The sequence below is a fragment of the Delftia tsuruhatensis genome (assembly GCF_903815225.1).
GTDB classification, from domain to species: Bacteria; Pseudomonadota; Gammaproteobacteria; order Burkholderiales; family Burkholderiaceae_C; genus Comamonas; species Comamonas tsuruhatensis_A.
In genome coordinates, this window is sequence record NZ_LR813084.1 from 4,429,055 (window position 1) to 4,455,317 (window position 26,263).

Below are 26,263 nucleotides of genomic sequence, written 5' to 3' on the forward strand. Positions count from 1 at the left end.
TCAATCTTCATTCGCCTTCCGGACAGGAAATACCTTCAACACTCTCAAGCTGATAAACAACCATTTCGCCCCTGCACGACGTCGATAGCAAAAAATTTGCATAATAAAACGTTCTATTAAAACTATTCTGCGCCTGTGTTGTTCTGATGAGAACTCGATATACATCCCCTGGCGTCAATTCAGATATATTCCCAACACGATTTTCTGAAGAAGGTTCGTGAAACACATCTGTTCCATACGGGGTGCAAGTATTATTAGCAAGTATCATTTGCTTATAATTATTTTCGTCATATTTCCATAAATTATAATTTCCCTTCATCACAAGAATCAGAGATATCTTTGTTTTCTTCGGATCAGAAATTTCCTTATTTGGCATACCAAAACAAGGCACCCCATCTACCTGAGCTACAGATGCATCACCAAACCAGGGGTCCTCAAACCAGAAGCACCCTGCCATCAGCATGGCAGGCAGCAAAACAGCGCAGATTCCTGTGTATTTCTTCACCTCAAAGACCACGGCAACCCATCTCCTCCCAGACCCTAGCGTTCCGTATATTCCATAACCGCAACCGCTTCTTGAATCGCTACTTCTCAGGGCAGACATACTCCTTGGCACTTGCAAGCTGCATAACAATTATTCCCCGTCCACCTGGCGTCTGAAGCAGAAATTTGCACGATAAAACGTTCTATCAAAACCATCATTTTCCCTTCTTGATCTGACAAGCACCCTGTAGACAGTACCCGCCTTCAACCCATGTATTTCTCCGATATTCTTCGCGCGGGGGGATTTTTCACTTAACGCCTCTACTGTGTAAGGAATACATGAACTTGCGGCGAGTCGCATCTTTCCATAATCTTTCTCGCTGTAACTCCATAGCTCATTTTCACCTTGACTCAGCACCACAAAGGAAATTTTGGTTGTTTCATAGTCGGCGATCTCCTTTTTCGGAAGCCCAAAGCATGGTACTCCAGAATATTGAGTCACTAGTGCTTCACCGAACCAGGGGTCTTCATACCAAAAGCATCCTGACAATAGCAAAGCAAGCAAGGTACTAGGGAAGATTATTTTTTTTATCACACGGATTCTCAAGAAAATCTGCAAGTAAACTCTCATAGATTGGTATCCATTCTTCACCAAAATATTCATCGTTACTGATCGCTTCTTTTTTTTTCTTCAAATACTTCAGAACAAAATAGTCAGCAACGATATTACCTTGCGCCTCCATATTGTAGTCAGACAGTTTTTTATCAGCATCCAATATATATTCATAGCTCAGACCCAGCCGTATGGCTCCTCGCGCCATAACAGGATATCCCTGCTGATATTGCCAAATATGAGTCATCTCATGAACAAAAAATATATTTCATTGAAGACTCAATTTCCATCGAGTAATCCTCCGAAAATATCTCGGGAGGAAAAAATATATCCCCGCAGGTGCCATGGCCGTATGGCTTGGCTGGAACGGAATGAACCGGCCCCTGTAGATTCTGACCATGGAGCAGTCCACCGAGTCGCCGAAGATCTGCCGGACGATGTGCCGCTCTCCAAAGGTCAGAGGCCGGCTGCCATTCCTGGGCGTGGTTTTATGGATGGCGGCGGGGTCGTACCTGGGGTTCCACTGGTCACCCACATACATGGGTTCGGAGTCCTCGATGCCACGGCCACCCTGGGACGGTGGCTGGCTGCATGAAGAACCGTTGGTCCCCGCATCCACGGGCCTGCCACCGTTGGAGCCGCATACGGGCCCTGGTCAATAGAACAAAATCATTGAATCTCCGCCTCGATTGAAAATTACTTCGCCAGTATGGCGTCGCAAAAGCCAATCCTCCAGGCGGCCTGACCAAGGCATTGCGTGAATGCGCAGTGGCTTGCGTCCGCTCGCGCAGCAACCACCAGCAGCATTCCTCAGAGACCTGTCCGCAGCGGACCATAAAGACCCCGGAGCAATTCCCTCACCAGGTCATGGACTGCCATGGCCGCCCGGCTGCGCACGGCCTCGGGCTTGATGGCCAGGACCACGTCGCGGTACATGCGGTCGGCATCCAGGGGGCGGATCAGCAACTGGCGGCGTGGCCGCAGCAGGCGCAGGCTGATCCAGGGAAACACGCTGGCGCCCAGGCCGGCGAGCACCGCGGCCACCTGGGTGGTGGTGGAGTTGACCTCGCCAGCCACCTGGTAGCCGGTGTCCAGCGGCGCGAAGGCCCGGTCCAGCGCGCCGCGCGTGGCATTGGGCAGGCTGGGCAACAGCAGGAGATGCCGCGCGAGTTCGGGCAGCGGCATGGGCTTGCCATCGCCTTCGCTGGTCAGGGCACGGGCGCAGCCGAAGAAGAAGGGCTCACGCGCGACGGCCTGGGTCTCCAGCCTGGCCGTGGCCTGCGAGGCATAGAGCACGGCCATGTCGAAGCGGCCGCTGTGCACGCCTTCCACCAGATGGCCGCTGAGCCCCTCATGCAGGGACAGGACGACCGCCGGCCAGCGCTCTCGGCAGGCGGCCAGCAATGGCACGGCCAGCGCCTGGGCGATGCTGCCCGCGATGGCCACGGACACCGCGCCGGCCACCTGGGACTCCTCGACCTGCACCAGAGCCCTGGCATCGGCCACCTGGCGCAGTATGGCCTGGGCCTGGCCATAGAGCAGCCGGCCCGTGGCCGTGGGCTGCACGCCCAGCGGGCCGCGGACCAGCAGGGTGCTGTGCAGTTCCTGCTCCAGCAGCTTGAGCTGGTGGCTCACGGCGGAGGGCACCACATGCAGCGCATCGCAGGCGCGCGTGATGCTCTGGGCATCGATCACGGCCACGAGGTATCGGAGCTGGCGCAGTTCCATGCGGATCCCCTGGGATTCGGTTTGCGAGAAGGCGGGTTCTGAATTCCTCAGCCACGGGCACGAGGGTGCTGCCTACATTGTGCTCACCACCATCGCCAGCGACCACGCCCGCCCCATGACCTTCCGCCCCCGATCCCTGCTCTACATCCCGGCCACGGCAACGCGCTTCATGGCCCGCGCCGCGCAGCGCGGGGCCGATGCCATCGTGCTCGACCTCGAGGATGCCGTCGCCCCCGCGCACAAGGCGCAGGCCCGCGCGCTGCTGGCGCCGGCCATCGCCGGCCTGAAAAAGGCCTGCCCCGTGCTCGTGCGCATCAATGCCGACGAGGCCCTGTGGCGCGAGGACACCGGGGCCGCGCTGTCGGCGGGCTGCGATGGCCTGGTGATTCCCAAGGTGGAGTCGGCCGCCGATGTGCAACGCGTCGCCGCACTGGCCGAGGCCCGCGGCGCGCGCGCACTGCATCTGCAAGCCATCGTGGAGACGCCCCGGGCGCTGCTGCACCTGGGCGAGATCGCCCACGCCTCGCCCCGCCTGACGTCACTGGCCTTCGGCGGCGAGGACTTCGCCACGGCGCTGGACGTGGCGCCCCTGCCTTGCGCGCTGTCCATGCCGGCGCAGGCCGTGGCCATCGCGGCCGTGGCGGCCGGACTGCACCCCATGGGCCTGGCCGGCACCATAGGCGGCTATGGCGACCTGGAGGCATTCGAGGCCCTGGCCCGGCTCTCTCGCGCCCTGGGCATGCGCGGCGCCGCCTGCATCCACCCGGCCCAGTTGCCGGTGCTGCACCTGGCCTTCGGCGCCAGCGAAGAGCAGTTGCAACAGGCGCGCGAAATCGTGCGGGCCCACGAGCATGCCCAGGCACGGGGCCAGGGCGCCGTGGCCGTCGCGGGCCACATGGTCGATGCGCCCATCGCCGAACGCGCGCGCCGCCTGCTGCGCGATGCCGGAGAACAGGCATGAGCGCCCCCGCCCTGCCCCTGCACGGCATCCGGGTGCTGGACCTCTCGCGCCTGGCCGCGGGCAACATGCTCACACTGCAGCTGGCCGACTTCGGCGCCGAAGTCATCAAGGTCGAGGCGCCCGGCGGCGACACCTTACGCGACTGGACGAGCGACGGCCAGCCACTGTGGTGGCAGATCTACGCGCGCAACAAGAAAAGCATCTGCCTGGACCTGCGCGAAGGCGCCGACGTTCAAAGCCTGCTGCGGCTGGCCGAATCCGCCCAGATCCTCGTCGAAAGCTTTCGCCACGGTGCCCTGGAGAAATTCGGCCTGGGGCCGGATGTCCTGCTCGAACGCAACCCCCGCCTGGTGATCGTGCGCATCTCGGGCTGGGGCCAGACGGGGCCCTATGCCCGGCGCCCCGGCTTCGGCACCCTGGTCGAGGCCTTTTCCGGCTTCGCCGAGAAGAACGGCTTTCCCGACAAGCCCCCCGCCCTGCCCAACCTCGGCCTGGCCGACATGATCGCAGGCCTGGCCGGCGTGGGCGCCGCCATGTTCGCCCTCAGGGAGGTGGAAACCAATGGCGGCCAGGGCCAGGTCGTGGACCTGTCGCTGCTGGAGCCCCTGCTGGCCGTGCTGGGCCCCGATCCCGCCATTTTCCGCCGCACGGGGCGGCTGCCCAGGCGCATGGGCAATCGCGCCGAGATCGCCGCGCCACGCAACGCCTACCCTTGCGCCGATGGCCGCTGGCTGGTGATGTCCGGCTCCACCCAGCGCATGGCCGAGCGCATCTTCGAGGCCATCGGCCGCAAGGAGCTTGGCGCCGATCCCCGTTTCGCCACCAATGCCGCACGACTGCGGAATGCCGATGCGCTGGACACACTGATCGGCGGCTTCGTGGCCCGGCGCAGCCTGCCGGACAACCTGCGGCACTTCGCCCAATGGGAAGTGACCGTGGGCCCGGTGCTCGACGTGGCGCAATTGCTGGACGACGAGCATGTGCGCTCCAGGGGCTGCATCACCGACCTCCCCGATGCCGAAGGCCGCCCCCTGCCCATGCACAACGTCTTTCCGCGCCTGTCGCGCACGCCGGGCTCCATACGCAGCCTGGGCCCCGCACTGGGAGAACACCAGGACCTGGTGCCGCCCGCCGACAGCGCCGACTGAAGGCATGCCCATACAACGACGGAGACACACCATGGCCCTTCTCAGCACCTTTGCCAGCACCTTCCTCGGCACATGCCTCATCCGTGCGACCGCAGCAGCCGTGGCCGCCACGCTGGCTGCCGCGCCTGCCCATGCCGCGCCTGCACAACTGGTCACCCTGGTCGTCCCCGCGGCCCCGGGCGGCGCCAACGACATCGTGGCGCGCGTCATGGAGCCGCTGCTGCGCGTCGAACTCGGCAGCCCGGTGGTGGTCGAGAACCGGGGCGGCGGTGGCGGCAACGTGGGCGCCGCCCATGTGGCACGCGCGGAGGCCGGCAGCAACCTGTGGCTGCTGACCTCGGCCAGCATCATCACCATGAACCCCGGCCTGTTCGCCAATCCGGGCTTCGACACGCTGCGCGACTTCGTGCCCGTGGCGGGCATCGCCAGCGTCCCCCATGTGCTGCTGGTCAACAAGGACTTCGCCCCCTCCACCCTGCGCAAGGCACCCGGAAAGTACTTCTTCGGCTCGGCCGGCAATGGCACCTATTCGCACATCCTCATGGAATTCCTCAAGCGGGCCGAAAAGGTGGATGCCGCCCATGTCCCGTTCCGGGGCGTGGCGCCGGCCATGACCGAGCTGATGGCCGGGCGCATACAGATGCTGATCAGCACCCTGCCCTCGGCCATGCCATATCTTGAAAGCCGCGACGTCAAGGCCCTGGCCGTGTTCTCCGAACAGCGCAGCGAATTCCTGCCCGACCTGCCCCTGGCCCGGGACACCGTTCCCGGCCTGGTCGGCGACCTGTGGATCGCCCTGTATGCCCCCAGGACCACACAGCCCCGGGAGGTGGAACGCATGCGCCAGGCCGTGGGCAAGGCCCAGGCATCGCCCGAGCTGCGCGAGAAGTTCCGCAAAATGGGGGCCAGCGTCCATGCGCCCACGGTCCAGGAGCTGCGCCAGCAGACCTCGGCGGATCTGGCACGCTGGAGCCAGCTGATCAGGCAGGCCGGCATCCAGGTTGACTAGCGTGTGTTTACAGGAGACCCCATGAAACTGCTGCGATTCGGCCCCGAAGGCCAGGAAAAACCCGGCCTGCTCGACGCCCAGGGCCACATCCGCGACCTGTCCGCCCTGGTGGACGACTACACGCCGCGCCTGCTGGGCCGCGCGGCACAGCGCGCGCTGGCCGCCATCGACCCGGGCAGACTGCCCCTGGTCCAGGGTCCGGTGCGCATCGGAATGCCCTGGAGCGGCATGTCCAAGTTCATCGCCATCGGCCTGAACTACCGCGACCATGCCGAGGAAGCCGGCATGCCCATCCCGCAGGAGCCCATCCTGTTCGCCAAGTGGCCCAGTTGCGCCTGCGGCCCCGACGACGACATCCCCCTGCCGCAAGGCAGCACGCGCATGGACTGGGAGGTGGAGCTGGGCATCGTCATCGGCGAACGCGCGCGCAACGTGCCCGTGGCCGATGCGCTGGACCATGTGGCCGGCTACTGCGTCGCCAACGATGTCTCCGAGCGTGAATACCAGATAGAGCGCAGCGGCGGCCAGTGGAGCAAGGGCAAGGGCTTCGACCGCTTCGGCCCCATAGGCCCCTGGCTGGTCACGCGCGATGAGGTCCCCGACCCGCAGGCGCTGTCACTGTGGCTGGACGTCAATGGCGAACGCCGCCAGACCGGCAGCACGCGCACCATGATCTTCGGCTGCGCCGAGCTCGTCAGCCACTGCAGCCGCGTGATGACCCTGGAGCCCGGCGACCTCATCATCACCGGCACCCCGCCCGGCGTGGGCATGGGCATGCGTCCGCCGCGCTATCTCGAGGCAGGCGACGTGATGGAACTGGGGATCGAGGGGCTGGGGGTACAGAGGCAGCGTGTGGTGTAGGCCGCTTTCACCGAGGCGCAGCGCCGGCCGCTCAGCTGCCCGCCACCTTCATGCGGTTGACCAGCAGCGAGCCCACGGTCTTGGCGCCGTAGTTGTAGGCGTCGGCGCCCACGGCCTCGATGCCCTTGAGCATGTCCTTGAGGTTGCCTGCGATGGTGATCTCGTGCACGGGAAAGGCGATCTCGCCGTTTTCCACCCAGAAGCCGCTGGCACCGCGCGAGTAGTCGCCTGTCACGTAGTTCACGCCCTGGCCCATGAGCTCGACCACGAACAGGCCCGTGCCCAGCTTCCTGAGCATGGCGGGCAGGTCGTCGCCGGCCTTGGTGCTGCGCGAGGTCAGCACCAGGTTGTGCGATCCGCCCGCATTGCCGGTGGTCTTCATGCCCAGCTTGCGCGCCGAGTAGCTGGACAGGAAGTAGCCTTCGACACGGCCCGCGTCCACCACCTTGCGCGCCTGCACGCGCACGCCTTCCTCATCGAAGGGGGAGCTGCCCTTGCCGCCAAGGATGAACGGGTCTTCGGTGACGTCGATGTGCCTGGGAAAGACCGGCTTGCCCAGCGAATCCAGCAGGAAGGTGCTGCGGCGGTACAGCGCGCCGCCGCTGATGGCCTGCACGAAGCTGCCCAGCAGGCCGGCGGCCAGCGTGGACTCGAACAGCACCGGGCATTCGGTGGTCGGGATCTTGCGGCTGCCCAGGCGGCTGAGTGCGCGCTGCGCGGCGTAGCGGCCCACGGCCTCGGGCGAGGCCAGGTCGGCCGCGTTGCGCATGGAGCTGTACCAGGCATCGCGCTGCATCTCGCCATTGCGGCCCGGCAGCGACGCAATGGGCGCCACCGACAGGCTGTGGCGCGAGCTGGCATAGCCGCCGCGGAAACCATTGGTGTGGGCGCTGAAGAAATGGCTTTGCTGGGCCGAGACGCCCGCGCCTTCGCTGTTGGTGATGCGCTTGTGCGTGCGCAGCGCGGCGTCCTCGCACTGCAGTGCCAGCTCGGCGGCGGCCTCGCTGGTCAGGTCCCAGGGATGAAAGAGCTGCAGGTCGCGGTGGGTGCCGGGCTCGGCGATGTCGGCCGCATCGGGCAGTCCGGCCATGGGGTCCTCGGCCGTGAAGCGCGCGATGTCGTAGGCGGCCTGCACGGTCTGCTGGATGGCGGCCTCCGAAAAGTCGGAGGTGCTGGCATTGCCTCGGCGGTTGCCCAGGTAGACGGTCACGCCCAGCGACTTGTCGCGGTTGCGCTCCACGGTCTCCAGCGCCCCCTTGCGCACGCTCACGCTCAGGCCGCAGCCCTCCGAAGCCTCGGCTCCGGCGTCGGTGGCGCCGAGCTTCCTGGCATGGGCCAGGGCACGGTCCACCAGGTCCTCGAAAAACGGTTGGCTGTAGGCAAAGCCGGAATCGGCCTGCGGTTTGGCGGTGCTTGCCGCGCGGGGACGGGGTTTTTTCATAGCGGCGGCTATGATAGCCGCCACTGCGGCGCTCCCCGTGCCGCCACCGCATTTGTCCCCTACCCCATGTCACGCAAACCCAAAAAAGGCTATTACGTCAAAGGCCATTTCGTTGCCGAAGGCAGCGAACTGGACCTGCAGCTCAAGGCCGAACTCAAAGGCACGCCCGATTCCAGCAAGACCGACCTCAAGCGCGAAATGGATGCGCTGCAGGATCTCGGCAAGGAACTGCTGACGCTGCGCGCCGACCTGTTCAAGCGCCTGCAGTTGCCCGACCAGCTGGCCGACGCCCTGGCCGAGGCCAAACGCATCACCAATTTCGAAGGCAAGCGCCGCCAGATGCAGTACGTCGGCAAGCTCATGCGCAAGCTCGACGAGGCCGAGATCGCCGCCGTGCGCGCCGCGCTGGACGAGCAGCACAATGGCTCGGCCGCCGAGAAGATGGCCCTGCACGCGGCCGAGCAATGGCGCGACCGGCTGATCGCCGAGGAATCGGCCCTGTCCATCTGGCTGGACCATTTCCCCGATACCGACATCCAGCAGTTGCGCGCCCTGATCCGCCAGGCCCGCAAGGACATGCCCGGCGCGCACGAGGCCAATGTGCAGGAGTCCACGGGCCAGGCCCCGCGCAAGGGCCGCGCCTACCGCGAGCTGTTCCAGCTGGTGCGTGCACAGCTGGGCGGCACGGACAAGGACCAGGCCGGGGACGACACGGACGAGGAAACGGACGATGAGTGACGGCCTCCATGACGCCGTGCGCATCGGCATCGTCTCCATCAGCGACCGCGCCAGCAGCGGCGTCTATGAGGACAAGGGCCTGCCGGCCCTGCAGGACTGGCTCACCCGCGCCCTGAGGAACCCCGTCACCTTCGAGCCCCGCCTGATCCCCGACGAACAGGCGGTCATCAGCGCCGCGCTGGTCGAGCTGGTCGACGCCGGCTGCTCGCTGGTGCTGACCACCGGCGGCACCGGCCCCGCGCCACGCGACGTCACGCCCGAGGCCACGCTGGCCGTGGCGGACAAGGAAATGCCGGGCTTTGGCGAGCAGATGCGCCAGATCAGCCTGGCCTTCGTGCCCACGGCCATCCTTTCACGCCAGGTGGCCGTGATCCGGGGCAAGAGCCTCATCATCAACCTGCCGGGCCAACCGAAGGCCATCGCCGAGACGCTGGAGGGCCTGAAGAACCCCGACGGCACGCAGAAGGTCAACGGCATCTTCGCGGCCGTGCCCTACTGCATCGACCTGATCGGCGGCCCGTACCTGGAGACGGATGACGGCGTCTGCAAGGCGTTCAGGCCCAAGAGCGCGGTACGCGTGCCCCGATCGGCCGACTGAGCTTCAGGATTTGTCCACGCATTGACAAAGGCAGCTCCAGGGCTGCCTTTTTTCATGCCGTGGCACTGTCGCGCCCAGGCCACCAAGCCCGTGCTTGCCCCAATGCGGTCTGCCCCCCTCCCTGACAGCATGGAACGACCTCATGGCCCCTGCGTGCACGACAGCAGCGGGCTTTTTCCATCCCACACAAGGAGACTTCATGCAGCAACGCCCCAAGACATCGTTGATGACGCCGCTGGCCCTGGCACTGTGCGCCGCCGCACTGGCAACGCCGGCCCAGGCGCAGCAGGACAAGGTCCGGATCGGTTTCATCACCGACATGTCCAGCCTGTACGCCGATGTCGAGGGCAAGAACGGGGCGGTGGCGATCCAGATGGCCATCGACGACTACGGCGGCAAGCTGCTGGGCAAGCCCATCGAGCTGCTGACGGCGGACCACCAGAACAAGGCCGACATCGCCGCCAGCAAGGCACGTGAATGGATCGACACCCAGGGCATCAGCCTGGTGTTCGGCGGCACGAACTCGGCCACGGCGCTGTCCATGGCCAAGGTGGCGCAGGAGAAAAAGCGCGTCTTCATCGACAACGGAGCAGGCAGCTCGGCGCTGACCAACGAGCAGTGCAGCCCCTACACCGTGCACTATGCCTTCGACACCGTGGCCCTGGCCAAGGGCACGGGCGCGGCCGTGGTGGAGGCCGGCGGCAAGAGCTGGTACTTCGTGACGGCCGACTATGCCTTCGGCCACGCACTGGAAGCGGACACCACCAAGATCATCGAGGCGCGCGGCGGCAAGGTGCTGGGCTCGGTCAAGACGCCGCTGAACGCCAGCGACTTCTCCAGCTTCATGCTGCAGGCCCAGAACTCCAAGGCCCAGATCCTGGGCCTGGCCAATGCGGGCGGCGACACCATCAACTCCATCAAGGCCGCGCGCGAGTTCGGCGTGACCAAGGACATGAAGCTGGCCGGCCTGCTGGTGTTCTTCACCGACGTGCACAGCCTGGGCCTGAAGAACACGCAGGGCATGCAGTTCACCACCAGCTGGTACTGGGACATGAACGACGCCTCGCGCAAGTTCGCCGATGCCTTCATGGCCAAGACCCAGCGCCGCCCCAGCGAGATCCACGCGGCCGACTACTCGGCCACCATGAACTGGCTCAAGGCCGTGGAAAAGGCCGGCACGCTGGACGCCGACAAGGTCATGGCCACCTGGCGCGGCATGAAGATGGACGACTTCTTCGGCAGCGGCTACCTGCGCGAGGATGGTCGCTACGTGCACGACATGTACCTGATGGAGGTCAAGTCCCCCGCCGAGTCCAAGGGTACCTGGGACTACTACAAGCTGGTCAAGAAGCTGCCCGCCGAGCAGGTCTGGACCACCAAGGCGGAAAGCAAGTGCCAGTACTGGAGATGATTCCGGCTGCGGCCTGGCCGCAGCCTGTTCTCCATTGAATCTCCACGCCTTCGTCAATGCCAGGACACCGAGCCGCGCCAGACTGGTAAGTTCCAGTATCTGGCGCGGCGCTGGGCAGGGACTGTCTTCCCCGCGGCGCAACGCGCGGCAGGGGAAGAATGAAGTTCAACCGCAAATGGACCGTGGGCGCCGTGATCGGCGCCTGCCTGATCGCCGGCATTGCACTGTGGAAAGCCAATGCCAAGCCCGCCACCCGCTATGCGACCGCACCCGTCACGGTCGGCGACCTGGAGCAGACCGTGCTGGCCGTGGGCCGGCTGCACGCCAAGGAGCTGGTCTCGGTGGGTGCCCAGGTCTCGGGCCAGGTCAAGCGCCTCAACGTGGAGCTGGGCCAGCAGGTCAAGGCCGGCGACCTGATCGCCGAGGTCGATGCCCAGCCCCAGCGCATCAAGCTGCGCAACGCCGAAGCCTCGGTGGCCGCGCTGCAGGCCCAGCTGGCCGCGCGCCGCGCATCGCTGGTGCAGGCCCGGCTGACTTTCCAGCGCCAGCAGGAGCTGCTGCAGGCCGATGCGACATCGCGCGCCGACCATGAAGCGGCCAAGGCAGCGCTGGACACGGCGCAGGCCGAGGTCGGCGCCCTGCAGGCCCAGATAGAGCAGGCGCGCACCCAGGTCGAGACCGAACGCATCAACCTGGGCTACACGCGCATCGTCGCGCCCATGGACGGCGTCATCGTGGCCGTGGTGACCAAGCAGGGCCAGACCCTGAACTCCTTCCAGACCACGCCCACCATCGTCATGCTGGCCAAGCTCGATGTGATGACCGTGCGCGCCGAGATCGCCGAGGCCGACGTGGACAAGATCCAGGTCGGCCAGCCCGTCTGGTTCACCACGCTGGGCAGCAGCCGCCAGAGGCACGAGGCCAGGATCGAGCGCATCGAGCCCGCGCCCGCCTCCATCGTCAACGACGCGGGCGGCGGCGCGGCGGCCACCGGCGCCACGCCGGCCGCCAAGGCCGTCTACTACAACGCCCAGTTCGACGTGCCCAACCCCGAAGGCCGGCTGCGCCCTTCCATGACCGCCCAGGTCACGGTGCGCGTGGCGCAGGCCGACAAGGCGGTGCTGGTGCCCGCGGCCGCGCTGGGCGCGCGCGGCGCAGACGACAGCTACACGGTGCGGGTGCGCGACGGCGAAGGCAAGGTCTCCGAGCGCAAGGTACGCATCGGCCTGCGCACCAATGCCCAGGCCCAGGTGCTGTCGGGCCTTCAGGCCGGCGAGCAGGTGGTGATCGGCGAGGCCGGACCGGCCGGCGCACCCGCCACCACCGACCCCATGGGAATGTGAACATGGGCCAGCCATTGCTGCAGATGCAGGGCCTGCGCCGCGAATTCCCCGCAGGCGACACCACCGTGGCGGTGCTCAAGGACATCGACCTGGACATAGCGGCCGGCGAGATGGTCGCCATCGTCGGCGCCTCGGGCTCGGGCAAGTCCACGCTGATGAACATCCTGGGCTGCCTGGACCGCCCCACCTCGGGCAGCTACCGCATCGCGGGGCGCGAGACCGGCGAGCTGGAACCCGACGCGCTGGCCGCGCTGCGGCGCGAGCACTTCGGCTTCATCTTCCAGCGCTACCACCTGCTGCCCGACCTCACGGCCCAGGGCAATGTGGAGCTGCCCTCCGTCTACGCGGGCACGGCGGCCGCAGACCGGCATGCGCGCTCGGCCGCCCTGCTCGAACGCCTGGGCCTGGCCGACCGCATGCAGCACCGCCCGGGTCAGTTGTCGGGCGGGCAGCAGCAGCGCGTGTCCATCGCCCGCGCGCTGATGAACGGCGGCGCCGTCATCCTCGCCGACGAGCCCACGGGCGCGCTGGACAAGGCCAGCGGCGAGCAGGTCATGCGCATCCTGCAGGAGCTGCACGCCGAGGGCCACACCATCATCCTGGTCACGCACGACATGGCCGTGGCCGCGCATGCCTCGCGCGTGATCGAGATCAGCGACGGCGCCATCATCGCGGACCGGCGCAGCGCACCGCAGGCCACCCCATCCGCCGTCCAGCCCGAGGCCGCCCCGCGCGCGGCCTCCTGGCGCCAGTTCGGCGACCGCTTCGGCGAAGCCCTGCGCATGGCGCTGCGCGCCATGAACGCGCACCGCCTGCGCACCTTCCTGACCATGCTGGGCATCATCATCGGCATCTCCGCCGTGGTCTCGGTAGTGGCGCTGGGCCGTGGCGCGCAGCAGCAGGTGATGAGCCAGATCAGCGAGCTGGGCACGAACACGCTGGACATCTTCCCGGGCAAGGACTTCGGCGACACGCGCGCCGCCGCCATCGAGACCCTGGTCGCCGCCGACGCCCAGGCCCTGGCCGAGCAACCCTATGTGGACAGCGCCACGCCCAATGTCTCGGTCAGCGTCACCGCGCTGTACCGCGAGAACGCCGCCACGGCCCAGGTCACGGGCGTGGGCTTCGAGCATTTCCGCGTGCGCGGCCTGCGCCTGGCGTCGGGGCGTTTCTTCGACCAGCGCGACGTGGACCTGCATGCCCAGGTCGCCGTGATCGACCAGAAGGCCGCCACCGCGCTCTTCCCCTCCACCCCCAGCCCGCTGGGCGAGGTGGTGATGCTGGGCGAGATGCCCGTGGAGATCATCGGCGTGCTGCGCCCGGCGCAAAACAGCTTCGGTGGCTCCACCCCCACCTTCTTCGTGCCCTACACGGCGGCTGCCACGCGCCTGGTCGGCAAATACCACCTGGACAGCATCACGCTGCGCATCAAGGACGAAGTGCCCGCCGAGATCGCGCTGAAGGCCGCCACCGCCCTGCTGACGGAGCGCCACGGTACCAAGGACTTCTTCGTCTGGAACTCCGACCAGATCCGGCAGGCCATCACGCGCACCAGCACCACGCTGACGCTGCTGGTCTCGGCCATCGCCATGATCGCGCTGCTGGTGGGCGGCATCGGCGTGATGAACATCATGCTGGTGTCGGTGACCGAGCGCACGCGCGAAATCGGCGTGCGCATGGCCATCGGCGCGCGCCAGTCGGACATCCTGCAGCAGTTCCTCATCGAGGCCGTGCTGGTCTGCATCGTCGGCGGCATCCTGGGCGTCTCGCTGGCCCTGGGGCTGGGCCTGGCGGTCAGCCTGTCGGGCAGCAGCTTCCAGCTCTCGTTCTCGGCCGCCTCCATCGTGCTGGCCGTGGCCTGCTCCTCGCTCATCGGCATCAGCTTCGGCTTCCTGCCGGCGCGCAGCGCCGCGCGCCTGGACCCGGTGCAAGCCCTGTCAAGAGATTGAAATTGCAATGCAACTCCTGAAGACCAGCGTGCTGGCCTGCGCGGCAGCCCTTGCCGGCTGCGGCGCGCTCACGCGCACCCCCTACGAGGCCCCCGCAGTGGCGCTGCCCGCGCAGTTCGAACATGCGCAACCCGCCACGGCCCAGCCCATGGCCGACCCCATGACCGCCCCCTGGTGGCACCGCTTCGGCGACCCACGGCTCGACGCCTGGATCGCCCTGGCCCTGGAGCGCAACCCCGACCTGGCCACGGCCGGCATCCGCGTGCGCCGCGCCGCGCTGCAGGCACAACTGGCCGGCCGCGCGCTGCTGCCCCAGCCCAGCGGCACGCTCGGCACCGGAGCCAGCCGCCCGCTGTCGGGCAGCCCGCGCAGCACGCTGGAGACCTCCAGCGCATCGCTGAGCGTGGCCTGGGAGCTGGACCTGTTCGACCGCCTCGGAGCCCAGCGCGATGCCGCCCGCTTCGAGGCCGAGGCCAGCGCGCAGGACCTGCAGGCCGTGCGCCTGACCCTCACCACCACCGCCGCCGGCCTCTACTGGCAACTGGCGCAGGCCAACGAGCGCCTGGACTCCACCGGCCAAAGCCTGGCCTACGCGCGCCGCACCCTGGAGCTGGTGCAGGCCCAGTACCGCAGCGGCGCCGTCTCCAGCCTGGAATTGCGCGAGGCCCGGCAATCGCTGGCCCAGCAGGAAGCGCTGCAAAGCCAGTACCTGCAGGCCCGCGCCGAACTGCGCCAGAGCCTGGCCGAGCTGCTGGCGGGCGCCCAGCCCCCCGGCGGCGAGCCGCAGGCCTTGCCCACGCTGGCTTTGCCCGCCGTGCAGGCAGGCCTGCCGGCCGAGCTGCTGGGCCGACGCCCGGACCTGCGCGCCGCCGAATTGCGCCTGCGTGCCGCGCTGGCCAGCAGCGACGCGGCGGCCGCGCGCTACTACCCCACGCTGTCGCTGACCGGCAGCCTGGGCGGCTCCAGCAACGCGCTGCTCGACCTGCTGGCCAACCCCGTCGCCGCACTGGGCGCCAACATGACCCTGCCCTTCCTCAACGTGGGCGAGATGCGGCTGAACACGGCCATCGCGCGCAACCAGTACGAAGAGGCCGTGGTCAGCTTCCGCAAGTCGCTGTACGCCGCGCTGTCCGAAACCGAAAAAGCCCTGTCGGCACGCACCCGGCTGCAGGAGCAGGAAGGCGCCCAGCAGCGCGCACTGCAGGAAGCGCTGGAGATCACGCGGCTCTATGAGGCCCGCTACCGGGCTGGCCAGGTCCCGCTGCGCTCCTGGCTGGATGCCCAGGAACGCCAGCGCACGGCACAACTGGCCCTGTCCGCCCTGCACCTGGAACAGCTTCAGAACCAGCTGACCCTGTACAAGGTGCTGGGCGGCGGACTGACGGCGCCAGGCTAGAACGAATGCACCATGCCCAGATACAGCCCTGCCTGCGAGCGGCCCGGCGCCGGGTTGTTGTTCGTGGCTTGCACCGAGAAGCTGGCGTTGCCACCATTGCGCACCGTGCCCACGCTGGCATACAGCAGGGTGCGCCGGGACAGACCGTAGTCCGCCCCCAGCATGAACAGGTTGGCGCTGCCACCGCCCCGGTTCACCGTGGTGCGATAGGCCGCGCCGATCAGCGTCAACGGCCCCGTGGCCCGGTAGCGCGCGCCCATCCAGTAGTGCCTGGCCTTGTCGGGCTGGCCTGCCGCACTGTCCGGCGCGGACAACTGCTCGTAGGCCGCGAACAGCTTGAGCGCATCCAGCGTCACCGAGCCGCCCAGCGTGAGGTTGCGCGAGCGGGTGTAGAGATCGCTGTAGCGGCCGTTGGCATCGCGGGCCACGTCGTAGATGGCGCGCAACTCATAGGTGGGCGTCGTATAGGCCACGGACAGCGCATCCTTGCGCAGCCGTGTCACGCCCTGGGCCTGCTCGCCCAGGCTGGTCAGGGCCAGCGCGCGCAAGCCGTTCCAGTTCGGCGTTTCATAGGACACCATGTTGTCGTGCCCGCCCCAGTTGCGCCCGCGCACCAGCGTGGCCGAGCTGATGAACTGCTGGCCCGTGGGGTCCAGCGCCCAGTGCGCGTCCGAGATCGGCATGTCCTTGCCCAGCTTCAAGGTGCCCCACCCGCTTTGCAGGCCCACGAAGCTGCGGCGATTGAAGAAGCCCGGACCGTTGAATCGCGCATCGTCCAGGCTGAAGCCCGATTCGAGCAGGAACAGCGCCTTGAGCCCTCCGCCCAGGTCTTCCTGGCCCTTGAAGCCGAGCATGCTCGTGCCCCACTGGTTGCCGCCTCCGCGCCACAGGATGCCGGACTTTCCGGTGGCCGGGTCGTACACATTGGTCTGGTAGTCGATGCCCCCCGATACGCGCCCGTAGAGCGTGACCGTGCTCTGGGCCTGGACCGTGCCCGCCGCCGCCAGCATGAGCGCGGCGCCCAGCCAATGGATCGTCTTCTGTCGCATGCTCCCTCCTCCTCTGGATTGCCAGTTGGCGAACGCCCCCGCGCCGGATTCCCGACCAGTGCGGAGGCACACTGAAACCCGTCGCCAGGCACGCCGTCGTCCGGGGACAAGGGCGCAACCGGGCCGCCAGCCTGTTGTTGCTTTGGATGCCGGGAGGGAAACGCGGGACCCGATCCGGCTGTGGCTGGTCGTCAGATTCTCCAAGGCCCACGGGCGAACAGATAAACGATTCAGCGGTGCGGTGATCGTTATCCGGCGTGATGGGCCAAGTGTTTTCCCTTGGTGCACTGCTGCCGCATGGGCCGGACGCCAACCCGGCTTGCTTGCTCGCGGGCTCCACCCTCACATGGCCAAGGACACGCGGCCTGGCTGGCCATGGATCAAGCGGCAGAGTCCCCGTTGCATGAGCCCGGCGAGTGTTGCGACCGAGCTTCATTCAGGGCATGGCACACGAATAAGGCAGTGATGGACAGCGTGTTCTTTCTTTGCACTGCAGTGCCGGCCCCCATGCCAACCCATCACGCATGATTTATCGCAATGAGTCCGTAGCAAAATATTGATTGTTTTCATGAAAATTGTACAATCCAGCACCACCTAATAATTCAATGCGATGCTCAATTTCAACCAAATTCTGAATTGCCAACTGAATACAATCCCTTTTCGCTGGGCAGAAATATCCGGACTGTATTCACCAGAAAATTGTGCATTGCTTTCTCAAACCTACCCAACCGACCACTTCCGCACCGTAGAAGCCTACGGGGGAGAAAAGGACTACCGATACGATGCCAGGTCATTGATTCCAATGGGCGAAAAAAATATATCCCGACCGGAATTCCTGAGCCCTGGCTGGATGGAATTCGCGCAAGACCTGATTTCCGATGATTATCGTAGTGCCATGTCATCATTGACTGGAATCGATTTATCACATTTCCCCATGGAGGCAAATCTGTACCATTATGGATCTGGTGCATTGCTTGGACCCCATCGCGATCTTCCGGAAAAAAAGGTCACGCATGTCTTTTATTTCAATGAAAACTGGCTTGCAGCAGATGGCGGCTGCCTTGCCATACTCAATTCATCCAATGCCAAGGATGTTGCAGCCCTTGTCAGCCCGAATGTAGGAAATTCCGTGGCTTTCGTACGCTCGGATGAATCCTGGCACGAAGTAACCAAGGTTTCTGCACGGGTTCGTGCATCGCGCCGCAGCGTGACCGTGACGTTCTATCAACCTGGCTCCATCAGCTCCATGTGGCCACCTGGCTCGGAAATGGAACTACACGACTATGTTGCTGATTGAAGCAAACCCGGCTACTCCATCCATGCAAGGAATTCATACTCCTTCGACATGCAGCCCATCAAAATGACAAAATCCGTACGCCAGCCACCTCAATCCGACTTCGCGTTCCTGGAAATCTGCGTTTTTTAGAAAAGCCTTGAAGGATTCTCCGATGTCTTCTGATTTTTCAATTGAGGTTGAGTCTCTGAGCAAGTGCTATCGGATCTATGACAGCCCGCAGGCTCGGCTCATGCAGATGCTCCCTTTTTTCGGCAGACAGCGGTTTCGTGAATTTTGGGCACTGAGAGATATCTCTTTTCGCGTCGCAAAGGGCGAGTCCGTAGGAATCATTGGCAGAAATGGAAGTGGAAAATCGACACTGTTGCAGATCATTTGTCGAACACTGAATGCAAGTACGGGAAGCAGCCTGACCCGAGGAAAAGTCGCAGCCCTGCTGGAACTGGGATCAGGCTTCAACCCTGATTTTACAGGTCGTGAGAATGTCTATCTCAATGGTGCTTTGCTTGGGATGAGCCGGGAAGAGATGAATTCCCGTTTCGATGAGATCGCCGATTTTGCGAATATCGGTGACTTCATGGAACAACCCACCAAGACCTATTCAAGCGGAATGCTTGTCCGCTTGGCATTTTCCGTATCTGCATGCATTGACCCGGACATTCTGATCATCGATGAGGCGCTGGCGGTCGGAGATGCCTCCTTTCAATTCAAATGTCTCGGCAGGCTTGAAGCATTGGCGAAAAATGGAACCACACTGCTGTTTGTTTCTCACGACATGAGCATGGTGAAACGCTTCTGCAACAAGGCAATCTATCTCAGTGCAGGGAGGTTGAAATCCATCGGCTCGCCCGAAGAAATGGCAGAAATGTACCTGCTTGACATGAGAGATGAGCAGCGCCAATGGGCCAGCAGCGGGAAAACTCCTGTAGCACAGAAGAAAATTGTGAATAATGCACACTTCGCGTTCGGCACCAAAGAAGGAGAAATCACTTCCGCTCATTTCACCAATACAGGCGGCTTCTACTCGTCATTCGCATTTGGCGAAAACATTGATATTGAAATCAACTGTCGATTTCATGAATCCGTCCACCGGCCCAATATCAGCCTTACCGTTCAGGAGGCAAGGCTTCTTGTCGTAGGCGGGCAGAATTTCCAAATCTCTTCCAAAGATGCAGACAACGGATGGATTTCCGCAAGCCTGGTCTTTCGTTTTCCGGCCAAGCTGTCTCCAGGCCGATATCACATTACCATCAAGCTGATGAATGGACACAGCGAAGAAACATCGCTATTGATTGAAAAGCAAGTAGGCTTGCTAAGCTTCGACACGGTAGCCAGTCGCAATCATTCATTTCTCGGTATTGTAGACCTTGGAATCGAACTGAGCACACCCACCAATACCGATTCGAATTGAATATATCAAACAGCCCTCATGACACCGATGGCAAAGTCGGTCTCAAGAAAATTATTAGAAATCATCGTATCCTCAATCTGAAACAACATTTCAAGCAATTCCATTGAGCGAGGATCACTTTCCACGAAATTTCCCGCAATCCCATGCAGGGCGAATTGCAATATATTCCCGCCACAGGCATTGAATGCACACTCAGAAAAATTCTCGGACAATACCCTTCTTATATCCTGGGATCTGATAGCCTCCGATGGGTCAACCTTCACCACTTCAGCAGGGTCAGGTAGCGGAACCCCGTGCTGCACCTTACCGAAATGCTCCACCTGGAAAGATCGGCGATATTCCGGGGGAATCAACTGAAATGCACCAGAAATAATCGAGCGTTGAAAATCACTGAATGCAAAGTGATTCGCACCGACATATTCATTGAAAAAAACCCAGCCACCGGGCTTCAGTGCCGCACGAACAGACTGGCAAACCTTTTCAAGCTGCTTGATGTGGTGCAAGGACCCGTTAAACCAAACGGCATCGTAGATTCCGTTGCCAAGCGGCGTGCTTTGAACATCCTTGACAATGTAATTAATATTGCCAGCACCAATCGCATCTGCCTCAGCACGGGCAATGTCAATGGCCCCCTTCGCAATATCAATTGCATCAAAATGACCAAAGGCATTCAGCCGGAACAGTTCCCGCTCCAGAGATCCGCTGCCACAGCCAATACTCAGCATTCTTGAGGAGGCAGGGGATCTGTCAAAAAACTCCTTCATGCAATAGGTTCCCCACCACTCATGTGGAGTGTTGGCACAAGCCTTTCGCTGAAAGCGTCGCTGCACGGCCGGAACAGCCAGCCAGTAAACCTGTGGCGAAAAGGCATCTGAACTCGCCACATTTTTTGACCAATGATTCGCGGTAATCTCTTCGTCGGAAATCATGAAAACCTTTCTGAAGATCGGCTATTGGAATGTGGTGTCCATGTACCCCATTTGCTTTCGAAATATGCCTGATTTCGCTCCCAGATCACCTGATACTCACCCGAGTCGATCAATTTCTTGAAGGATGCCTGACCGTAGTGGTGCACAAAAGAGTCTTCCGCACACACCGTACGATATCCGGCAGCCTGAAGCCGGCGGCAGTAATCATCATCCTCAAACATGCCAATGCCAAATCCTTCATCAAGGGCACCGATCTCCTCGAATACCTCGCGCCGCATTGCCACACAAAACATGGCCAGCACGGAGATATCAAAATGATGGCCGGCGTTCGCGACGGTATGGCGGGCAGCAAACTCGTGCATCTGCTCCAGATTGGTGTAGTCCACAGCGATCTTCGCCTCGTTGCCAACTGAGTTGGTGACCGGCCCAACCAGGCCGATTCGACTGTCCCGCAAGTGCCGCAGCATGGCTTCGAGCCAGTCATTGGTGACCACCGTATCATTGTTGAGAAGCACTACATACGCCCCCTCGGCCTGCGCGATCCCTTGGTTGTTAGCCGCGGCAAAACCACGATTCTCATCATTGAGAATCAATTTCAGGTTCGGGATGTGGCGCTGCATGGCAAGCAACATATCGCAAGTATCATCCTGGGAGGCATTATCCACGACGATCACTTCGTAATGAGGATATGTGGTGCGTGTGACAATGCTTTCGATGCATTGCCGGGTCAAGTCGGAATTATTATAACTGACGATGACAATGGAGCACTTTGCATACAGGGATTTCAACGCCTTTTCCGTTGAAACATAGCGATGCCTCCAGTCATTGGCCTTTGCCAATTGAATCCTGCGATGGATCAGATCCGCATCCTCTTCCCTCAGCGCAGCCTCGATCCTGGACAGAAAGTCGCCATATTCCGCAGCAAAGTAGACATAGTCCTCGTAGATCGCCATCTCTTCCAATGGAACACTGACAACCGGCTTACCCACGCTGATGTATTCATAGAACTTGACAGGGTCCACCGCGTGAGTGACCTTGTTCAACTTGAATGGAATCAGGCAGACATCAAATCCATGCAGGTAACGGGGCATATGATCGTAGGCCTTCTTCCCCAACAAATGCACATTAGGCAGCCTATCAATGCCTTCGACGTCTTTGACAAAACAATCTCCCACCAAAACAAAATCCCATTCCGGACGCCGTGTCGCCAGATAATTCAGCAGAGCGAAATCTATCCAAGGCGCCAAGGCCCCATAGAATCCTATGACCGGCCTCTTCAAATGGGCAAGCAATTCATTTTTCACACAATTGGATGAGAAAAATTCAAAATCCACCCCATTTCTAACCAAGGCACATTTTCTGCTCTTGGCCGCCCATTTTCTCTCCAGGATGGATGCAGTAACCGTCACCAGATCAGCCTTGTCGATAAGGATTTCCTCCTCCATCAGAAGCTGCTGACCGATATCTGGGAAATCTTCCCACTCATCCATGCAGTCATACTGCAGGCGCCAAAATCTTTTCTCTTGAAGATCCACTGCCAACTTCGTCCAGTAGGACAGATGAACTACAATCAGAGCCTCCCTGATTCCGGCATCCGACGACAACCGTGAAAACGATCCGTTGACAGCAAGAAAATTTTCATGAGACATTCCATTCTTATAGAAATCCTCATGACAAAAAAAACCCAGACCTACTTCATAGACGTTTGGAGCTACTTGTCGCATGACGTAAGGCCTGCCCTGCTCCGGATTTATGGATCGTACAATATAAAATACACGATGACCATTGGCAGCAAATTGAGACATCATATGCTGCGGCCTTTGATAGCGCGCAGACCATTCAATGTTGGCCAGGCAAACTATATCCATTCTTCCGTTGCAAACCCCGGGCAGCAACCGCTGCTCGTCTCTTTTTTCGTGATGAATGACATGCTGCTGGCTTGCCCGCTGACCATTGAGAGAATTTGAATACAACCGGTTTTTCAAACGATGGGGTAGCAACATATTTCCCAGCGTCCGAGCCAGATGAGAGCGCTCCGCAATCAGGTACAGCCCATCAACCAAGAGGTATCGAAAACTTCTCCTTCGCTGTTCAAGCATCTGCTTTACTGCATCAACTTCACTCCGGAGCCAGGCGATGCCCATGTCACGCGATGCAACGACATCTTTGCTGAGCTTCAACTCTTTCTCAAGCTGTTCAATTTTCTGCTGCAAGACAGCAATTTCACCCCTGGACGTCTGAGAGTTTCCAATCTCGTCAGATTTCACATCCAGCATACTTGCAGAAGATGGAAGTGCTCTTTGCTCATCCGTATTACTTTTCATGGGGTTCCATAGCGTTGGCTTGAATTCTGGCAGCTGACTTGCCGATTCTCAAGGCGTCTCTCGAGTATTTATCGATCCAGCATCGAATCAATGCTTTTTTCTCACGAACAGTCTTTTTCTCATTCGCCATGGGAACCCTCGAGCAGGAATGGCAATGACATCATGAACTCGTTCATCGCAGCTATAGACTGAGGATGACGAACCCCAACACAATCTGCCACATGGTCCCAATGCTGCCTCAATTCATTTTCGGCACCGGCCATCAAATCCAGTGGCATTTTTCTGCCAAGCCGGTTTTTCAGCCATAGAGGATCATCAACCGCCAAGGTGGACAATGGATACACCGTTTCGAACTTTGACAGCGCAGTAAACTTTCCGATAGAAAGATCGCTTGGAGTGAAAACCGGAACACCTGCGCACAACGCAGTGATTGCAAGATGATAGCTATGACCGGCAACACCTTCCGACTCCGCGATCAGTGCCGCGAGAACCATTGGAGATGGCCATTCAGGCAAGCTGTAGGTATCGGGCAATTCCCGATCGATGAACGATTCATGATCACACAGCACCGGACCCAGACGCAGAAGAAGAAAACTGACATCAGGCTGCTCATCACGGAATCTTCGGATGTGATCGGTGAATCTTTCCAGGTTCTGGGTCGCCTGGATGACTACATAAGGCTTCTTCAAGCCCAACTGCTCTCGTATGAGCCTGGCCTTTTCGGTGGCAGCATGCTGGGGGATGAACCGTCCCAACGAGAACGCCGTATCAGGAACCATTTTCACACGATCAGGATTCAGAAATTTCTCCAGCGCCTTCTTGCTCGGTTCATCGCGAACCGATACATAGGTACTGTACTTCAACATCACCGAAAGCAATGGATGACTCCACAATGGGATGTCGTTGCAATGCATGCCCGGCGCATTCCATATGACAGGAATTCCATGCTGGATACCTATCAATGCAGGAGCCAACCAATATCCAGTGGGATGGTGAATCCAATCTTCCGCTGGCACATATCCTGGTGCTACGAACTTGTCAAAACGAACTATGAAGCCACCACCGATGAGAATGGCATCAAGCTCGCCCGCCATGCGAGGCAGGTCGGCGAGAGAAACGACATCATATGGCCAATCCTGCGATGACTTGGCATGATAGGAAAATGGAATCACTTCCACCGCCCCCAGCCGCAGCGAAAGCTCCAGCTTCGCGATTATTGGAAAAAGAAGATCACCATAATTTTGAACATCAAAGGTTCCAAAAATACCTATGCGCCACGGCCTATTTTTTTGCGATGATTCAATTTCCATACCATTCATATTTTCATGTTTTCAAATAGGTGAAATTTTCAATTTACTTGAAAATCAGAATTCAATTATCAATTCAAATTTTCTAGTCTAACCAAATTGTCGCAACATCTCTTGTGATGTTTCATGCTACATCAAGCAAAAGAAAACTTCCATACCTTCTTGGAATCTGAAAGTGCGGCAGACGGCGCCTGCATGGCGGGCAGCTCCTGCTGGCGAGGTTGTCCATACAGGATGCCGTGCCATGCATCTATCCCCTGAAAAATTATTTTCCCTATAAGAATCACGAAATCAATAGCCATCAAGAAAAAGTTACCAACATTTATCAAATCAGCAGCATTTCAATAAATATCATTTCATTTTTTCAAATTCTCAAAAAATACTCCTGAATCTCAAAATAAGTCAGAACCGCGTTTCAATCCGCGCGCCCGCGAAGGGCGCGACTGCTGATCGAGCAATCGACAGCAGCAGGTCTCGGTTTCAATCCACGCGCCCGCGGGCGATGGAGTCCAGGCCCGCCTCGGCACGCAGCACCGTGGGAAAGTCCACATCCACGCCGGCCTCGATCAGGCTCGTCGAGACAAGGCGGCAGGGCTTTCCATCCTTGAGCAGTTGCCGCACCTCGGCCAGCACGGCGCTGCGGTGCCTGGCACACATGAGCGTGGTCAGATGGCGTGCCCCAGGCAGATCGGCCATGGCCTGGAAGACGGCCCGCGCATGGCGGCGGTTGTTGACGATGCACAGCACCTGCTCGCGCGAGCGCATGTGTTCGGCCAGTGCCTCGTCGTCCAGCACACCCAGATGCCGCACGCGCACGCGCTCCAGTTGCTTGAACAGTTGCTCGGGCGCTGGCGCCAGTTCACGCACCTGCTGCAAGCCCCCTTCGAACGCAGGAGCCGCCAGCGCCGGCTGCGTGGCCGTGCACAGCACCAAGCTGCTGCGGTAGTTGCGTGCCAGCTCGTCAATGGCCGCCACACAGGGCCGCAGCAGCTTGAGCGGCATGGTCTGCGCTTCGTCCAGCACCACCACGCTGCCCGCGATGCGGTGCAGCTTGCGGCACTGCGAGGGTTTGGCGGCAAACAGGCTTTCGAAGAACTGCACGGCCGTGGTGACGACGATGGGCGCGTCCCAGTTCTCCATGGCCAGCTGCAGCTTCTTTTGCGACTGGTATTTTTCGGGATCGTCGCGCGGCGGCTCGGACGGCACGAAGGCGCTGTGGTGTTCCAGCACGGCGGCATCGCCCAGCGGGCCCAGCGCCTTGCGGAACACGGCGGCGTTCTGCTCCACGATGCTGGTGAAGGGGATCACGAAGATCACGCGGCGCAGGCCATGGCGTATCGCATGGTCCAGCGCAAAGGCCAGCGAGGCCAGCGTCTTGCCCCCGCCCGTGGGCACGGTCAACGAGAACAGTCCTGGGGCCAGATCGGCCTGCCCGCGCACATGCTGCAGGATGCCTGCGCGAGTGGCGTTGACGCTCCCACCGGATGGCAAGCCCGCCAGATACGCGTCCAGTTGGGACCGCAGCGCCTGCAGACTGGGCGCTGGCTCACCACCACTTCGGTGATCGGCACCGCTCTCGGTCTTCCCATAGAAGCGCTCGGTATCCAGGAAATCCGCATCGACCAGGCAGGAAAACAGCATGCGCGTGGCGAATGCCAATTGGAAATTCCTGCGCTCACGGCTGTGGATCTTCAGGTCCGGCATGGCGAGCTGCGGCGGCAGCGCGATATCAGCCTCCCAGGCGGCATCGAGTGCGGGCAATTCATAGCCGTCATCCAGACGCTGGCGCAATGCCGTGCGCTCGCCCTCTCCATCGCCATTGGCCAGTCCCGCGTGGTGGCCTGCAATGCCGTAGGCCAGCAAATGCCCTATGCCGGGATAGTGCCTGGCCGCGATGCGCGCACCCCAGGTGGAATGGTCCACGCGCACGCTGCTGCCCTGCAGGCGCAGCTGATACGGCTGCGTGTACTTGCCCAGGTCATGCAGCCACCCCTGCACCTCGGCCAGCGCGCCTGCGCCAAAGGCGTCGGCGAACTGCCGGGCCAGCGCGCCCACGCCTTTCAGGTGATCCGGCAGGCTTTGCCAATTGCCCTTTGACGTGTCGGACGTTGAATGCGCGAAGAAGTCTCCCATAGGACTGGTCTGATTTTCTGTTGTATTCCCTCGAAATTTCGGATTTGTCCCAAGCAGAAACACCGCAGGCGCATCAACGCCTGCGGTGTCCGGGAGTCAATCCAAGGCTGGATCGACTATAGAAGAAACACCGGCCT

General features: G+C 61.5%; 23 protein-coding genes. 12 read left to right on the top strand and 11 right to left on the bottom strand.

Translation table 11 applies throughout. The features are described 5' to 3' along the window. Window positions 1-7 precede the first annotated feature (7 nt). The 4 genes from L1Z78_RS20170 to L1Z78_RS20185 form a co-directional block, all read right to left on the bottom strand. Complete coding sequence (locus L1Z78_RS20170; RefSeq protein ID WP_234638125.1) at window positions 8-517, bottom strand: hypothetical protein; 510 nt, start codon at window positions 515-517, stop codon at window positions 8-10. A gap of 117 nt (window positions 518-634) precedes the next feature. Continuing rightward, window positions 635-1,102: a hypothetical protein gene (locus L1Z78_RS20175; protein ID WP_234638126.1), complete on the bottom strand. Its 468-nt coding sequence runs from the start codon at window positions 1,100-1,102 to the stop codon at window positions 635-637. After that, window positions 1,053-1,343, bottom strand: coding sequence for a hypothetical protein (locus L1Z78_RS20180; protein WP_234638127.1), 291 nt, complete (start codon window positions 1,341-1,343; stop codon window positions 1,053-1,055). The genes L1Z78_RS20175 and L1Z78_RS20180 overlap by 50 nt, the downstream gene beginning before the upstream one ends. Window positions 1,344-1,906: 563 nt before the next feature. Next, complete coding sequence (locus L1Z78_RS20185) at window positions 1,907-2,824, bottom strand: LysR substrate-binding domain-containing protein (RefSeq protein ID WP_234638128.1); 918 nt, start codon at window positions 2,822-2,824, stop codon at window positions 1,907-1,909. A 79-nt stretch (window positions 2,825-2,903) separates the two neighbouring features. Here L1Z78_RS20185 and L1Z78_RS20190 point away from each other — a divergent pair, with 79 nt between their 5' ends. Genes L1Z78_RS20190 through L1Z78_RS20205 form a run of 4 tightly spaced genes read left to right on the top strand, consistent with a single transcriptional unit; the run spans window position 2,904 to window position 6,803 of the window. Next, entirely contained in the window at window positions 2,904-3,785 is an 882-nt protein-coding gene (locus tag L1Z78_RS20190; RefSeq protein ID WP_234638129.1) for an HpcH/HpaI aldolase/citrate lyase family protein, read from the top strand. After that, window positions 3,782-4,933: a CaiB/BaiF CoA transferase family protein gene (locus tag L1Z78_RS20195; protein ID WP_234638130.1), complete on the top strand. Its 1,152-nt coding sequence runs from the start codon at window positions 3,782-3,784 to the stop codon at window positions 4,931-4,933. The genes L1Z78_RS20190 and L1Z78_RS20195 overlap by 4 nt, the downstream gene beginning before the upstream one ends. 31 nt (window positions 4,934-4,964) lie before the next feature. Continuing rightward, entirely contained in the window at window positions 4,965-5,942 is a 978-nt protein-coding gene (locus tag L1Z78_RS20200; RefSeq protein WP_234638131.1) for a Bug family tripartite tricarboxylate transporter substrate binding protein, read from the top strand. Between the two features lie 21 nt (window positions 5,943-5,963). Next, window positions 5,964-6,803, top strand: coding sequence for a fumarylacetoacetate hydrolase family protein (locus tag L1Z78_RS20205; RefSeq protein ID WP_234638132.1), 840 nt, complete (start codon window positions 5,964-5,966; stop codon window positions 6,801-6,803). Between the two features lie 31 nt (window positions 6,804-6,834). On the opposite strand, the gene pmbA is transcribed toward L1Z78_RS20205, so the two are convergent. Then, window positions 6,835-8,244, bottom strand: a complete 1,410-nt coding sequence (gene pmbA / locus L1Z78_RS20210; protein WP_234638133.1) for a metalloprotease PmbA — start codon at window positions 8,242-8,244, stop codon at window positions 6,835-6,837. Between the two features lie 66 nt (window positions 8,245-8,310). Between pmbA and yjgA the strand changes: the two genes are divergently transcribed. The 6 genes from yjgA to L1Z78_RS20240 all read left to right on the top strand — a co-directional run bounded on the left by yjgA (window position 8,311) and on the right by L1Z78_RS20240 (window position 15,679). After that, window positions 8,311-8,982, top strand: a complete 672-nt coding sequence (gene yjgA / locus L1Z78_RS20215; protein WP_234638134.1) for a ribosome biogenesis factor YjgA — start codon at window positions 8,311-8,313, stop codon at window positions 8,980-8,982. Next, the gene (gene mog / locus L1Z78_RS20220) at window positions 8,975-9,580 is read left to right on the top strand and encodes a molybdopterin adenylyltransferase (RefSeq protein WP_234638135.1); all 606 of its coding nucleotides are present in this window, start codon (window positions 8,975-8,977) and stop codon (window positions 9,578-9,580) included. Before yjgA ends, mog begins: the two co-directional genes overlap by 8 nt. Window positions 9,581-9,779: 199 nt before the next feature. Beyond that, on the top strand, window positions 9,780-10,991 hold the full coding sequence (locus tag L1Z78_RS20225) for an ABC transporter substrate-binding protein (protein ID WP_234638136.1): 1,212 nt from the start codon (window positions 9,780-9,782) through the stop codon (window positions 10,989-10,991). Window positions 10,992-11,149: 158 nt separating this feature from the next. Next, window positions 11,150-12,334, top strand: a complete 1,185-nt coding sequence (locus tag L1Z78_RS20230; protein ID WP_234638137.1) for an efflux RND transporter periplasmic adaptor subunit — start codon at window positions 11,150-11,152, stop codon at window positions 12,332-12,334. Between the two features lie 2 nt (window positions 12,335-12,336). Further along, a complete protein-coding gene (locus L1Z78_RS20235; protein ID WP_234638138.1) occupies window positions 12,337-14,283 on the top strand; it encodes a MacB family efflux pump subunit in 1,947 nt (648 codons plus the stop codon). A 7-nt stretch (window positions 14,284-14,290) separates the two neighbouring features. After that, entirely contained in the window at window positions 14,291-15,679 is a 1,389-nt protein-coding gene (locus L1Z78_RS20240; RefSeq protein ID WP_234638139.1) for an efflux transporter outer membrane subunit, read from the top strand. On the opposite strand, the gene L1Z78_RS20245 is transcribed toward L1Z78_RS20240, so the two are convergent. Next, on the bottom strand, window positions 15,676-16,689 hold the full coding sequence (locus L1Z78_RS20245; protein WP_418921714.1) for a porin: 1,014 nt from the start codon (window positions 16,687-16,689) through the stop codon (window positions 15,676-15,678). The genes L1Z78_RS20240 and L1Z78_RS20245 overlap by 4 nt on opposite strands. A gap of 649 nt (window positions 16,690-17,338) precedes the next feature. On the opposite strand from L1Z78_RS20245, the gene L1Z78_RS20250 reads away from it, so the two are divergent. Beyond that, on the top strand, window positions 17,339-18,025 hold the full coding sequence (locus L1Z78_RS20250) for a 2OG-Fe(II) oxygenase (RefSeq protein WP_234638141.1): 687 nt from the start codon (window positions 17,339-17,341) through the stop codon (window positions 18,023-18,025). A 151-nt stretch (window positions 18,026-18,176) separates the two neighbouring features. Then, on the top strand, window positions 18,177-19,433 hold the full coding sequence (locus L1Z78_RS20255; RefSeq protein ID WP_234638142.1) for an ABC transporter ATP-binding protein: 1,257 nt from the start codon (window positions 18,177-18,179) through the stop codon (window positions 19,431-19,433). 5 nt (window positions 19,434-19,438) lie between these two features. Here the strand turns inward: L1Z78_RS20255 and L1Z78_RS20260 are convergent, their stop codons facing one another. The 5 genes from L1Z78_RS20260 to L1Z78_RS20280 all read right to left on the bottom strand — a co-directional run bounded on the left by L1Z78_RS20260 (window position 19,439) and on the right by L1Z78_RS20280 (window position 26,126). Beyond that, a complete protein-coding gene (locus L1Z78_RS20260; RefSeq protein ID WP_234638143.1) occupies window positions 19,439-20,362 on the bottom strand; it encodes a class I SAM-dependent methyltransferase in 924 nt (307 codons plus the stop codon). Then, entirely contained in the window at window positions 20,359-22,686 is a 2,328-nt protein-coding gene (locus L1Z78_RS20265) for a glycosyltransferase (RefSeq protein ID WP_234638144.1), read from the bottom strand. Before L1Z78_RS20265 ends, L1Z78_RS20260 begins: the two co-directional genes overlap by 4 nt. Before the next feature lie 119 nt (window positions 22,687-22,805). Further along, on the bottom strand, window positions 22,806-24,005 hold the full coding sequence (locus L1Z78_RS20270; RefSeq protein WP_234638145.1) for a polysaccharide pyruvyl transferase family protein: 1,200 nt from the start codon (window positions 24,003-24,005) through the stop codon (window positions 22,806-22,808). A gap of 122 nt (window positions 24,006-24,127) precedes the next feature. Next, window positions 24,128-24,295, bottom strand: a complete 168-nt coding sequence (locus L1Z78_RS20275; RefSeq protein WP_234638146.1) for a hypothetical protein — start codon at window positions 24,293-24,295, stop codon at window positions 24,128-24,130. A 178-nt stretch (window positions 24,296-24,473) separates the two neighbouring features. Beyond that, window positions 24,474-26,126: a CRISPR-associated endonuclease Cas3'' gene (locus L1Z78_RS20280; protein ID WP_234638147.1), complete on the bottom strand. Its 1,653-nt coding sequence runs from the start codon at window positions 26,124-26,126 to the stop codon at window positions 24,474-24,476. Window positions 26,127-26,263 lie beyond the last annotated feature (137 nt).